This window comes from Saccharomonospora saliphila YIM 90502, assembly GCF_000383795.1.
Lineage (GTDB): Bacteria > Actinomycetota > Actinomycetes > Mycobacteriales > Pseudonocardiaceae > Saccharomonospora > Saccharomonospora saliphila.
Genome location: NZ_KB912681.1, coordinates 90,018 through 102,432, shown reverse-complemented (window position 1 = coordinate 102,432; position 12,415 = coordinate 90,018). Strand labels below are relative to the sequence as shown.

The window sequence follows — 12,415 nt, the reverse complement described above, 5'->3', positions numbered from 1 at the left end:
GCGCGACCGGGCCCGCGAGGTCGAGCAGCGCCCGCGCGAGGTCGTCCGCGCTCGTGGGACTGCCGACTTCGTCCTCGACCACGGACACGGTGTCGCGCTCGCGTTCGAGACGGGCCATCGTGCCGACGAAGTCGCCCGCCCCGCCGGAGTACAGCCACGCGGTGCGCACGATCCACGCCCGCGCACCGGAGCCGAGCACGGCGTCCTCCCCCGCCGCCTTGGTGCGGCCGTAGGCGGTGCGCGGGCCGAGCGGGTCGTCCGGCTCGTACGGCCGCCCGGCGTCGCCGGAGAAGACGTAGTCGGTGGACACGTGGATCAGCGGCACCCGCCGCGACGAGCACACCGCCGCCAGCACCCTCGGCCCGTCGGCGTTCACGGCGAACGCGCGGTTCTCGTCGTCCTCGGCGGCATCGACCGCCGTGTACGCGGCGGCGTTGAGCACGACCGGGGCCCGTCCGGCCTCGCGCGCGCCCGTGGCCAGGTCGGCGAGCGCCTCGACCACGGCACCGGGCCGCGTCACGTCGAGTTCGGCCGAGGAGGGCGCCCACAGCTGGACGTCGTCGGCGTGCCGCGCGGCCTCGGCGGCCAGCGCCCTGCCGAGCTGGCCGGACCCGCCCGGCACGAGGACGGCGATGCCTTTCGTCGCGCCCTCACCCGTGTCGTTCATACCTGCCCTCTTCGGTCGTGTTCGCCGCGCGGTCGCCCCGCGCCGTTCACCGCGTCCTCGCCGTGTGGCTCGCACCGCGTGCGTGGTTTCTCACCGCGCGTCGCGTCAGCCTCCGGCGAGCGCGGCCCGTTCCTTGAGCGGTTCCCACCACGCCCGGTTGTCGGCGTACCAGCGCACCGTGTCGGCGAGTCCCGCGTCGAAGTCCACGCGGGGCCGGTAACCCAGCTCCGCCCGGATCTTGCCGATGTCGACGGAGTACCGCCGGTCGTGGCCCTTGCGGTCCTCGACCGGCCGCACCATGTCCCATCCGACGCCGACCGCCGCGAGCAGCCGTTCGGTCAGCTCGGTGTTGGTCAGCTCCGTACCACCGCCGATGTTGTAGACCTCGCCCGCACGGCCCGCGTCGGCCACGAGCTGGATGCCGTGACAGTGATCGTCCACGTGCAGCCAGTCGCGCACGTTGAGCCCGTCACCGTACAGCGGCACCGGCCTGCCGTCGAGCAGATTGGTGACGAAGAGCGGGATGAGCTTCTCGGGGAACTGGTACGGCCCGTAGTTGTTCGAACACCGCGTGACGCACACCGGCAACCCGTAGGTGCGGTGGAACGAACGGGCCAGCAGATCGGACGACGCCTTCGACGCCGAATACGGGGAATTCGGTTCGAGCGGATGCTCCTCGGGCCACGACCCTTCGGAGATGGAGCCGTACACCTCGTCGGTGGAGACGTGGACGACCTTGCCGACGCCCGCGTCCAGCGCGGCCTGGAGCAGCACCTGCGTTCCCGCGACGTTGGTGAGCACGAAGTCGGCCGACCCGGCGATGGAACGGTCTACATGCGACTCGGCGGCGAAGTGGACGACGAGGTCCACGCCCTTCATCAGCCCGGAGACCAGCTCGGCGTCGAGGATGTCGCCGCGCACGAACCGCAGGCGGGGATCGTCGGCCACGGGCGCGAGGTTGGCCTCGCTGCCCGCATAGGTGAGTTTGTCCAGCACCACCAGTTCCGCCGCATCGAGTCCCGGGTATGCCCCCGAGAGCGCCTGCCGCACGTAGTGCGACCCGATGAACCCGGCACCGCCGGTAACCAGAACCCGCATGCGTCCTCCCCTATCGACTCACGGCGCAGTCTCCCACGCGGTGGGCGAACACCCAACGCAACATCCAGGCAACGTTTTCCCGCTCGACGACGTCTTGAGAGAAGGATGATCAGTACGGTGAGGCGGCCGCACACAGGACTCGGGGAGGAACAGGTGTGTCCGACGTGGCTCGGGGGCCGGTCGAGATGTCGGTGACCCCACGCCGATCGCGACTCGGCGCGGTGACGGTGGCAGGAGGCAGAACGCTCCTCTCGTTGCTGTCGGTGGCCGTGCTGGCCATGACCTGTTACGGCTGGTACTTCGTCGGTGACGTCAACTCCGGGGTCACCACGACCAACGTCTTCGACACCGAGCCGGAGGCCGAACCGCTCGACGGCGCGGTGGACATCCTGCTGGTCGGGATGGACAGCCGCACCGACGCCCAGGGCAACCCGCTGCCGCGCGAGGTGCTCGACAAGCTGCACGCGGGCGAGGCCGAGGGCAACCTCCAGACCGACACCATGATTCTCGTGCACATCCCCCAGGACGGCACGAGCGCGACGGCCATCTCGTTCCCGCGCGACGCCTGGGTCGAACTCGCGGGCGGGTACGGCTCCAACCGGCTCAACAGCGCGTTCCGCCACGCCTACAACGACACCGCCTCGACGTTGCGCGCGCGAGGCGCCGACACCGCCGAGGTCGAGAAGCAGGCGGAGACGGCGGGGCGCAAGAACCTCATCGCCACCGTCGAGCAACTCGTCGGCAGGCCGGGCATGATCGACCGGTACGCCGAGGTGAACCTGGCCAGCTTCTACGAGGTCACCAACGCCCTCGGTGGCATCCCGGTGTGCCTGAACGAGGCGGTGCACGAACCGCTGTCGGGGATCGACCTGTCCGCGGGCAGGCAGACGGTCGAGGGGGCGCAGGCGCTCGCGTTCGTGCGCCAGCGGCACGGGCTGCCCAGAGGCGATCTGGACCGCATCGCCCGGCAGCAGGCGTTCCTGTCCGGCCTGGCGCGGAAGGTGCTCTCCAGCGAGGTACTGCTCAACCCGGCACGCCTGTCCGACGTCATCTCGGCGGTGCAGAAGTCGGTGGTCATCTCCGAGGACTGGGACCTGCTGCAGTTCGCCAATCAGATGCGCGGGCTCTCGGGCGGCCAGATCGAGTTCCACACCATGCCGGTGACCGGGGACGTGCGGATCGGCACCGCGGAGGTGCTGGGCGTCGACGTCGCCGAGGTACGCGCGTTCGTCGACGGGCTCGTCTCCGACGACAGCGAGCGGGGCACCGGGGAGTTGCCGGAGACCGTCGCCGGCGCCGAGAACCTGACGGTCGACATCTACAACGCCTCGGGGGAGGCGGAACTCGGGCGGCACACGCGGACGGTGCTGCGCGGCCAGGGCTTCGGTGGGCAGAGCCACGCCACCGTGTCACCCACCGCGACGAGCCTGCTCTCCTACGCTCCCGACGCCGCCGACGGGGTGGAGGCCCTGCGCACGGCACTGGGCACCGACTTCCCGGCCGAGGAGGACGCCACCCTGCCGAGCGGCCACCTTTCGGTGCGGCTCGGCTCCGACTTCTCCCTGCCCGAGTCGGCCACCACCGACCGCGAACCGCTGCTCAACCGCGCCCACCCGTACTCGTCGGGGCAACCACGGCAGGCGGACCCGTCCGAGGGCCCCGAGACCAACGGCACCGAGACCAACGGCACCGGTCCGAGCGGGTCGTCGTCCCGTGGCGCGGGCTCGTCCACGAGCGGCGACGCAGGCGGACAGGACGACGGTTCCGAGGGTGAGGCGCCCATCACGGCGGACGGTGTCCCGTGCGTCAACTAAGCTGACGGCCGGCGACCCGTACGCGGGGTGGAGGGGAGCCCAGGCGTGAACACCGGTGACGGGGGGCCTGCCGACGAGGCGCCCGACCAGGACGAAACACCCGGCCGAGACACGCGTCCGGCCACCGGTGCGCCCGGGCGCGCGCCGGTACCGAGGCGCCGGGGTGCGGCGGCCGCCCGGGCCACCGCACGCACGCTGGTGGCACTGCTGTCCGTGGTCGCGCTGAGCACGGCGGGCTACGCCTATTCCACGCTCGACACACTCCAGAGCAGCGTGCGCACCACCGACGCGCTCCGGCTCGCCGACGACCCTGAGCCGGACCGCACCGCGGCGGAGGACGACCGGGAACAGGCACCACCGGCACCGCCCGAGGACGACGGCGCGACCGACATCCTGCTGGTGGGCACCGACGCCCGCACCGACATGGACGGCGCTCCGCTCCCCCACCGCGTGCTCCGGCAGCTCCGCACGGAGAACAAGCCGGGCGTGAACACCGACACGCTGATCGTGCTGCGCGTCCCGCACGACGGTGCCTCCCCGACGGCCGTCTCGATCCCCCGGGACAGTTGGGTCGCCGTCCCGCACGGCGGTCACGACAAGATCAACTCCGTGTACGGTGCGGCGAAGCAGCGGGAACGCGAGCGCCTGCGCGAGGCGGGGATGTCCGACCGGGCCGAGCTGGAGCGCGAATCGGACCAGGCCGGGCGGCGGGCGCTGGTCACCACCGTGCAGGACCTCACCCGCGTGCGCGTCGACCACTACGCCGAGGTGAACCTGCTCGGGTTCTACCTGCTCACCGAGGCGCTCGGCGGGGTCGAGGTGTGCCTGAACCGGGCGACCTCCGACCCGGACTCCGGGGCCGACTTCCGAGCGGGCAGGCAGGTCGTCTCCGGGAGCGAGGCGCTGTCGTTCGTGCGCCAGCGCAAGAACCTGCCCCGGGGCGATCTGGACCGGATCGTGCGCCAGCAGGCCTTCCTCGCCTCCGCGCTGGGCACCGTGCTCTCGGCGGGGACGCTGACCGACTCCGACCGCATGGACAAGCTCGCGGACACGGTGCGGCGCTCCCTGGTGCTCGACTCCGACATGGACCTGCTCGAGTTCGCCGACCAGGTGGAGGGCATCGCCTCCGGCGACATCTCGTTCCGGACGGTGCCGGTGACCGACATCGCGGCGTGGAGCCCGGACGGCACGCAGAGCATCGTGCGGCTCGACGTCGCCGAGGTTCGCGCCTTCGTCCGGAGCGTCGTGCGCGGTGACGCGGGCGACGCGGGTGATGGCGGGGGCGCGCCCGTCGGAGGCGGGTCCGCGCCGGGCGGCGCGCCGCTGCCCGCGCAGATCACCGCCGACGAGATCCCCTGCGTGAACTAGTCGCCCCGCGCCCGGACGGCACCGGCACGGGCCAGTAGGTTGGCCGGTATGAGCCTGACCGAGCACCTGCTGCGCCCGCTGCTGTCCTCCTCGGCGGCCCGGCCGCTGATCACCCACTACGACGACGCCTGCGGCAGCCGTGTGGAGCTGTCGGCGGCCACCCTGGCCAACTGGGGCGCCAAGACCGCGAACTGGCTGGTCGAGGAGTGGGACGTGGAACCCGGGGACGCGGTGTCGGTCGACCTGCCTGCGCACTGGCAGACGGCGGGAGTGCTGCTGGGCTCCTGGTGGTGCGGAGCGCACGTGGTCGCCGACGCCGACGGCGCGACCGTGGGGTTCACGGGGCCGGATTCCCACCCGACGACGGCGGAGGTCACGGCCCGGGTCGCGCTCGACCCGCTCGGGCGCGGTCTCGGTACCGCACCCGGGGACGGCTCCTTCGACTACCTGTCCGAGGCGCGGGTGTGCGGCGATGAGTTCTCCCCGTTGCTGCCGGTGGGTGGCGACACGCCCGCGCTGCTCGGCCGCACCGTGGACGAGGTGCTCGCCACGGCCCGCGAACGCGCCACGGCGCTTGGGATCGGCGCGGGCGACCGCGTGCTGTCGACCCGCCCGTGGACCCTGGCCGACGGGGTGCTCGACGCCTTCCTCGCCCCGCTGGCGGCGGGTGCCCACGTGGTGCAGGTGACCGGCGCCGACCCGGACGCGCTGGAGCGCCACCGCACCACCGAGCGCACCACGGTCGAGGTGCGCTGAGCGCGGCGCACGACCGACGGCACGGTCATCGCGGGCTCGCGCCCGACGCTCTCCGAGATCCGGCCGCGCCGTGCCGAGAGCCCGCCGGGGCGTGCCGTTCCCGTCGCCCGGTGACCGAGCCGTCCGGTGCCGGGCCGACAGTGAGTAAGCGCTAACTCAACGAGTGCTTGTCTCGACACGCAGGGTTTCCTACTGTCGAGTGATGCCGACCACATCAGCACCGCGCCCGCCCGGTCTTCCCCCGTCGTTGACCTATCCCGAGGTCGGCGTCGGCTCGCTGCTCGCCGGAGCCGCCACCCGGTACGGCGACCGCGTCGCGTTCCACCATCGCGACCGTGCCCTGTCGTTCACCGAGCTGTGGCATTCGGCGTGCCGCTTCGGTCACGCGCTGCACGCCCACGGCATCGGCCGCGGCGACACGGTCGCGCTGCACCTGCCCAACTGCCTCGCCTTCCCCGTGGCCTACTACGGCACGCTCCTGGCGGGGGCGACGTTCAGCCCGGCCAACCCGCTGCTGCCGCGCGAGGCCCTGCACGCCCAGCTCGACGACTGCGCGGCGAAGGCCGTGGTCACCCACGGCAGGCTCGCGGAGGCCCTGAGCGGCTACCCGCTGGAGGCCGTGATCGCCGTCGAGCCCGCCGACACGACCACGACCGACTTCGCCGCGTTCGGCGCGCACGCGCCCGCCACGCGACCGGACGTCGCTCTCGACGTCGAGACCGACCTCGCCCACCTCGGCTACACGGGCGGGACGACCGGCCGCTCGAAGGGTGTGCGCCTGACCCACCGCAACGTGGTGGCGAACGCGCTCCAGTACGTGTGCTGGGGCTCCGGCGCCGTGCCCGCGCTCGACGAGCACGGGGACGTCACGGTCGAGCGGATCGGCGCGGCCGGTGAGTGGGACACCGAACTCGGCACCGGCGCGACCATCAACCTCACCCCGTGGTTCCACGCGATGGGCCTCGGTGGCCTCAACATCGGCGTGGTCAGCGGGACCAGCGTCACCATTCACGACCGGTTCGACCCGCGCGCCTACGTCGCCGACGCCGAGCGGCTGCGCGTCACCTCGATGAGTGGGGCGCCCGCGCTGTTCGGGGCACTGCTGGCATGCGAGGAATTCCACACGGCCGACCTCTCGTCGGTGCGCGGCATCAGCTCCGGGGCGGCGCCCATGCCGCACGAGATGATCAGGGCTCTGCTCGACCGCTTCCCGGAGGCCGTTCTCACCGAGGGCTACGGGCTCACCGAGGTCACCATGGGAGCGACCCTCGGGCCGAGCTGGCGCTCGGGCACGCGCAAGGTCGGCACGGTCGGGGTGCCGATCTTCGACACCGAGGTCCGGATCGTGCCCGTGGAGGGCGGCGAGGAGCTGCCACCGAACACACCGGGCGAGGTGTGCGTGCGCGGTCCGCAGGTGATGCGGGGATACCACAACCGGCCCGAGGAGACCGCCGCCGTGCTGGTGGACGGGTGGCTGCGCACCGGCGACATCGGCGTGCTCGACGAGGACGGCTACCTCTCCGTGGTGGACCGCGCGAAGGACCTGCTGCTCTACAAGGGCTACAACGTCTATCCGCGCGAGCTGGAAGAGCTGCTCACGGATCTGCCCGAGGTGGCCTCGGCCGCGGTGGTCGGGCGGCCCAGCGCCGAGGCCGGGGAACTGCCGGTGGCGTTCGTGGTCCGCGCACCCGGTTACGACGTCTCCGCCGACTCGCTCATGGAGGCCGTCAACGCGCGGGTCGTACCGTACAAGCGGCTCCGGGAGGTGCACTTCGTCGACGCGATCCCGGTCTCGGCCGCGGGCAAGATTCTCAAACGCGAGCTCCGCGACCGGCTGCCCGCGCCCCCACCGACCTCACCGTCTCCCTCACCCTCGCCGTGAGACGACCGTTCGATGTTCACCGCGCGGTACCGACCCCGCCCGCGCCCAGCGCCGTGCCGGAGTGCCTCACGGCGCCTCCCGCGGCCAGGCCTTGAGGGCGACGTCGATGACCGCGTGCAGGTCGCGGGCGGTGGCGCCGTCGCGGGCCTGGATGGACAGGCCGTAGAGGACCGTGTTGACGAACGCGGCGAGCGCCGTGGTGTCCGAGCCGGGCGCGAGCTCCCCGGCCGCTACCGCCGCGTCGATCCGCCGCCGCACCGAGGCCAGATCGTGCTCGCGCTGTTCGGACAGGAAGCGGACGATCCGTGTGGGCGCTGGCGCTCCACCAGGCCGAGGGCTTCACGCGGTTGTGGCCGAGCGTGTTCGGCGTCACGGTCGCGGCGACGAGCTTCGCGCTGCTCACGCTGGCCTTGCGCGATCTGCCCGTCGGCACCGCCTACGCCGTGTGGGTCGGCGTCGGAGCCGTGGGGGTCGCGGTGGCGGGCAGGGCCGTGGCGCACGAGCCGGTCACCCCGGCGCGGGTGCTGTTCCTCGCGCTGATCATCGCCGGGGTGATCGGCCTGCGCCTGACCGACACCGCGTGACCGGCGTCGTCCGCGCGGTGGCCGGCTAGGAGCCGAGCTGGGCGCGCAGCGCGGCGTCCTTGTCGAGGACGAGGGTTTCGAGATCGGCCTGGAAGCGTTCCATCCGGGCGCGCAGCGCGGCATCCCCCGCGGCGAGCATCCGTACCGCGAGCAGGCCCGCGTTGCGCGCACCGCCCACCGACACGGTGGCCACCGGAACCCCGGCCGGCATCTGCACGATGGACAGCAGCGAGTCGAGACCGTCGAGGTGCTTGAGCGGCACGGGTACGCCGATCACCGGCAGCGGGGTCGCCGCCGCCACCATGCCGGGCAGGTGCGCGGCACCCCCGGCTCCGGCGATGATCACCTTCAGCCCGCGCTCGGCGGCCGACGCGGCGTAGTCCAGCATGCGCCTCGGGGTGCGGTGGGCGGAGTAGACACCCACCTCGTAGGACACCGCGAACTCGTCGAGCGCGGTCCCCGCCGCCTCAAGGACCGGCCAGTCCGAGTCGCTGCCCATGATGACGCCGACGGCGGGGGTGCTCACGTCTGCTCGCTCCTTGTCTCGTGGGAGTGTTCTCGCCGGGCCTTCGGTCGCCTCCCGGCGCGCGGCCACGCGGTCAGTGCACGCGGTAGCCGTCGCGCCACTCGGCGTGGGAGAGCCAGTGCGCGGCCAGCCGGGCACGCTCGCGCTGCTCGTCGGTGATCGGGCCGAGTACGTTCACGTGACCCAGCTTGCGCCCCGGGCGTTCGCCCTTGCCGTAGAGGTGTACCCGCACGTCCGGGAACCGGGCGAACAGGTGGTGCACCCGCTCGTCCGGCCGCATCGCAGGCGTCTCCGGGGCGCCGAGCACGTTCGCCATCACGGTGGGGGCCAGCACGTCGGTCGCGCCGAGCGGGTAGTCCAGCACCGCGCGGAGATGCTGCTCGAACTGGGAGGTGCGCGCGCCGTCCATGGTCCAGTGCCCCGAGTTGTGCGGGCGCATCGCCAGTTCGTTGACCAGCACCCCGTCGGCGGTCTCGAACAGCTCGACCGCGAGCACCCCGGCCACGTCGAGTTCCTCGGCGACGCGCAGGGCGAGGTCCTGGGCCTGCTGGGTCAGGCGCTCGCTCATACCCGGCGCGGGCGCGAGCACCTCGGTGTTGATCCCGTCCGACTGCACGGTCTCCACCACCGGCCACGCGGCTCCCTGTCCGAACGGCGAGCGGGCCACGAGCGCCGACAGCTCCCTGCGCATCGCGACCCGGGCCTCCACCAGCAGCGGCGTGCCCGCGTCGAGCAGCTCCGGCACCAGCGACCGCGCCTCGTCCGCCGAGCGCACCGTCCACACGCCGCGCCCGTCGTAGCCACCTCGGGCGGCCTTGAGCATCACCGGCCACGCGTGTTTCTCGGCGAACGCGGTCAGGTCCCCGGCGTCGGACACCTCGGCGAACGCCGGACCGGGAATGCCGAGCGCGGACAGGCGCCGCCGCATCGCGAGCTTGTCCTGCGCGTGGGCGAGCGCCCCGGGCCCCGGCCGCAGGAGGAAACCCTCGTCCACCAGCGCACGCAGATGTGCCGACGGCACGTGCTCGTGGTCGAAGGTCAGCACGTCGACGCCCCGCGCGAACGCCCGCAGCGCCTCGAGGTCGGTGTGGTGGCCGTGCACGACCTCCCCCGCCACGAGCCCCGCCGCCTCGTTCTCTCCCGCCGCGAGCACGCGCAGCGACTGTCCGAGCGAGATGGCGGCCTGGTGGGTCATGCGCGCGAGCTGGCCGCCGCCCACCATGCCCACGATGGGAAGTCCGGTTCGGGTGTCCATGGTGCGACCAGACTAAGGGGCCCGGACGACGGGCACGGCCTCACCCCGAGGCCGGTGTGCGCTGCGCCTCGACGGGCGCGTCCCCCTCACCGCCGTCCGAGGGCGCAGGGCCCGCACCGCCTTCCGAGGGTGTGTCGCCGTGCCTGCTTCCCGGCGGCGGGTCGCCGTGCCCGTGCCGGGCGGAACGGCGTCGCCACAGCCACCGCAGGCCCAGCGCGGCGGTCAGTGCCAGCGGCACCAGCAGATACGCGCTGCCGAGGACGAACTGCCAGAACTCCCAATGCAACTCCAGGTTGCGGCCGTTGGGCAGCACGAGCAGCACGCAGCTCACGAACACCACGATCACCGAGCCCGCCAGCGCCCACCGCCGCCACGCGGTCGCGGGCGTGGTCCGCGGCAGCCGCGCGACGAGGAGCACGATCAGCGGTACCGCCCACACCCAGTGGTGCGACCAGGACACCGGCGAGACCAGCAGCGCGTAGAAGGCGGTGACGAGCAAGGCGTAGAGCGGCTGGCCACGCCGGTGGAACCGCAGCATGAGCCAGACGGCGAAGGGCGCGAGCGCGGCGCCGATGCCCAGCGCGGCGGGCGTCGCCCACGGGGCGAGGTCGGTGAGGCGGTTGAGCAGCCCGTTGAGCGACTGGTTGCCCGCCCAGTGCATCGGCCCGATCCGGCCCTGGTTGAACACGGTGTGGGTCCAGAAGCGCAGCGTGTCGGACGGCACGATCGCCAGCGCCGCGAGGTTGAGACCGACGAACGTGCCCAGCGCCCGCAGTGCGTCGGCGACCCTGCCGGTGAACAGCAGGTGCGGCACGAAGATCAACGGAGTCAGCTTCACGGCGGCGGCCACACCGACGAGCACCCCGCCCCACCGGCTGCCGCGGCGGCACAACACCAGCACGTCGAGCACGACCAGGGCCATGAGGATGAGGTTGATCTGGCCGAGAAAGATCGTGCGCCACACGGGTTCGAGCGCGAAGGACACCACCGCGAACACGAGCGTGGCCCGCGCCGGGGACGCCCACCGGGAGAGCTGCCCGGGCGGACGGGGCAGCGACGCGATCGCGATCCGGACGACCAGCGCCAGGGCGAGGAACGAGACGGCCGCGACGACGCCCCAGGCCACCTGCACCGGCAGCACGGCCAGCGGAACGAACAGCAGGGCCGCCGTCGGCGGATAGGTGAACGGCAGCAACGCCCACCACGGCTCCGCACCGAGGGTGTTGCCGTCGTAGAGCGGGTCACCGTGCAGCAGGGTCAGTGCTCCCGCGCGGTAGACGGCGCTGTCGACGCCGAGCTGCCAGTCGAGCGCCCAGCCGAGCACGCCGGTGACCACGGCGAGCACCGGGAGGGCGAACAACAGCGCCACCGACCGAGGGCGCACCGACAACCGCCCGAGCGACTCGCTCAGTGACAGGTGGTGCTGTTCCTCGCCCGTGGCGCGGGGCTCGGGGCCGGTCGTGACGGGCATGTCCTGCCTCACCACTCGATGCGCGTCGACTGCCTCACGTCAACCAGGAAACCACGGCGCTGTCACCGTCCCGCCCCGCCCTCCACGCGGCCCCTGGACGGCACGGCGCCCGGCCGCGGCCGCTCGGCGACGGTGGCCGGGCCGGGGGGTGCCACAGCACGCCGGGTCCGTCACACTTGGTGACATTTCCCGCGTGCCGACCGGATCGCGCCCGCGCCGAGCAGGAAGGAGTGCCGTGTCCGCCTCCCCCGACCGCACCGAACCGAGCGACGCCGACCTCATCGCGGCGGTGCGCTCCGGGCGGATCGAGGCCTACGGTGTGCTCTACGAACGGCACGCCGAGGCGGCCGAGCGCCTCGCCCGGCACCTGTCGCGCTCCCGGCCCGACGCCGACGACCTGGTGTCGGAGTCGTTCGCCAAGGTGCTCGACGTCCTGCGCGAGGGCAAGGGCCCGGACGTGGCCTTCCGCGCCTACCTGCTGTCCACCGTGCGCCACACCGCCTACGACCGGGTCCGCTCGGCACGCACGCTCCGTCCCACGGACGACCCCGAGGCGGTCGACGTGGGGCCGTCACTGATGGGCACGGCCGCCGAGCACGCCCAGGACGAACTGGACCGGCACCTCGTCGCCCTGGCGTTCAGCCGCCTGCCCGAGCGGTGGCGCGCGGTGTTGTGGCACGCGGTGATCGAGCAGCAGTCCCCCGACGAGGTGGGCCGCCTGCTGGGACTGACCGCGAACGGCGTGTCCGCGCTGGCCTACCGCGCCCGGGAGGGCCTGCGCCAGGAATACCTCCAGGCGCACCTGGCCGAGACGCCGGGACAACGATGCCGCGCGACCGCGACCCGCCTCGGCGCGTGGACCCGCGACGGGCTCTCCCGCCGCGAACGCGCCCAGGTGGAGCACCACCTCGACGAGTGCGCGCGGTGCCGTGCGCTGGCCGACGAACTCGCCGACGTCAACGCCTCCCTGCGCGGCGTGATCGCGTTCCTCGTG

Annotated in this window: 12 protein-coding genes; 6 read left to right on the top strand and 6 right to left on the bottom strand. The window is 72.9% G+C overall.

The window, feature by feature from the left end:
- Positions 1–667 (bottom strand): SDR family oxidoreductase (locus SACSA_RS22975; protein ID WP_019816520.1); only part of this gene is annotated, 667 nt, incomplete at its 3' end.
- A gap of 105 nt (positions 668–772) precedes the next feature.
- Complete coding sequence (gene rfbB / locus SACSA_RS0113935; protein ID WP_019816519.1) at positions 773–1,765, bottom strand: dTDP-glucose 4,6-dehydratase; 993 nt, start codon at positions 1,763–1,765, stop codon at positions 773–775.
- A gap of 155 nt (positions 1,766–1,920) precedes the next feature.
- On the opposite strand from rfbB, the gene SACSA_RS0113930 reads away from it, so the two are divergent.
- The 4 genes from SACSA_RS0113930 (at position 1,921) to SACSA_RS22970 (ending at position 7,585) form a co-directional block, all read left to right on the top strand.
- Positions 1,921–3,579 carry an LCP family protein gene (locus SACSA_RS0113930; RefSeq protein WP_019816518.1) on the top strand — a complete coding sequence of 553 codons (1,659 nt, stop codon included), beginning with the start codon at positions 1,921–1,923 and terminating at the stop codon, positions 3,577–3,579.
- A gap of 45 nt (positions 3,580–3,624) precedes the next feature.
- Positions 3,625–4,947 carry an LCP family protein gene (locus SACSA_RS0113925; protein WP_019816517.1) on the top strand — a complete coding sequence of 441 codons (1,323 nt, stop codon included), beginning with the start codon at positions 3,625–3,627 and terminating at the stop codon, positions 4,945–4,947.
- A 48-nt stretch (positions 4,948–4,995) separates the two neighbouring features.
- Positions 4,996–5,703 (top strand): TIGR03089 family protein, encoded by a 708-nt coding sequence (locus tag SACSA_RS0113920; protein WP_019816516.1) that lies wholly within the window; start codon positions 4,996–4,998, stop codon positions 5,701–5,703.
- Positions 5,704–5,905: 202 nt separating this feature from the next.
- Complete coding sequence (locus tag SACSA_RS22970; RefSeq protein ID WP_048876782.1) at positions 5,906–7,585, top strand: class I adenylate-forming enzyme family protein; 1,680 nt, start codon at positions 5,906–5,908, stop codon at positions 7,583–7,585.
- 66 nt (positions 7,586–7,651) lie between these two features.
- Here the strand turns inward: SACSA_RS22970 and SACSA_RS0113910 are convergent, their stop codons facing one another.
- Complete coding sequence (locus SACSA_RS0113910; RefSeq protein ID WP_019816514.1) at positions 7,652–7,843, bottom strand: hypothetical protein; 192 nt, start codon at positions 7,841–7,843, stop codon at positions 7,652–7,654.
- Between the two features lie 47 nt (positions 7,844–7,890).
- Here SACSA_RS0113910 and SACSA_RS0113905 point away from each other — a divergent pair, with 47 nt between their 5' ends.
- Complete coding sequence (locus SACSA_RS0113905) at positions 7,891–8,169, top strand: DMT family transporter (RefSeq protein ID WP_019816513.1); 279 nt, start codon at positions 7,891–7,893, stop codon at positions 8,167–8,169.
- Positions 8,170–8,194: 25 nt separating this feature from the next.
- On the opposite strand, the gene purE is transcribed toward SACSA_RS0113905, so the two are convergent.
- From purE to SACSA_RS22965, 3 genes are all read right to left on the bottom strand, one after another.
- A complete protein-coding gene (gene purE, locus SACSA_RS0113900) occupies positions 8,195–8,695 on the bottom strand; it encodes a 5-(carboxyamino)imidazole ribonucleotide mutase (protein ID WP_019816512.1) in 501 nt (166 codons plus the stop codon).
- A 73-nt stretch (positions 8,696–8,768) separates the two neighbouring features.
- Complete coding sequence (locus tag SACSA_RS0113895) at positions 8,769–9,950, bottom strand: 5-(carboxyamino)imidazole ribonucleotide synthase (RefSeq protein WP_019816511.1); 1,182 nt, start codon at positions 9,948–9,950, stop codon at positions 8,769–8,771.
- Positions 9,951–9,990: 40 nt separating this feature from the next.
- On the bottom strand, positions 9,991–11,421 hold the full coding sequence (locus tag SACSA_RS22965) for a glycosyltransferase 87 family protein (protein ID WP_048876801.1): 1,431 nt from the start codon (positions 11,419–11,421) through the stop codon (positions 9,991–9,993).
- 235 nt (positions 11,422–11,656) lie between these two features.
- Between SACSA_RS22965 and SACSA_RS0113885 the strand changes: the two genes are divergently transcribed.
- A partial coding sequence (locus SACSA_RS0113885) for a sigma-70 family RNA polymerase sigma factor (RefSeq protein ID WP_028661866.1) occupies positions 11,657–12,415 on the top strand: 759 nt, incomplete at its 3' end.

Excerpts from the sequence above, each read along its gene's own strand:
- rfbB (WP_019816519.1), bottom strand. The coding sequence starts at position 1,765 with ATGCGGGTTCTGGTTACCGGCGGTGCCGGGTTCATCGGGTCGCACTAC.
- SACSA_RS22970 (WP_048876782.1), top strand. The coding sequence starts at position 5,906 with ATGCCGACCACATCAGCACCGCGCCCGCCCGGTCTTCCCCCGTCGTTG.
- SACSA_RS22965 (WP_048876801.1), bottom strand. The coding sequence starts at position 11,421 with ATGCCCGTCACGACCGGCCCCGAGCCCCGCGCCACGGGCGAGGAACAG.
- SACSA_RS0113895 (WP_019816511.1), bottom strand. The coding sequence starts at position 9,950 with ATGGACACCCGAACCGGACTTCCCATCGTGGGCATGGTGGGCGGCGGC.
- SACSA_RS0113920 (WP_019816516.1), top strand. The coding sequence starts at position 4,996 with ATGAGCCTGACCGAGCACCTGCTGCGCCCGCTGCTGTCCTCCTCGGCG.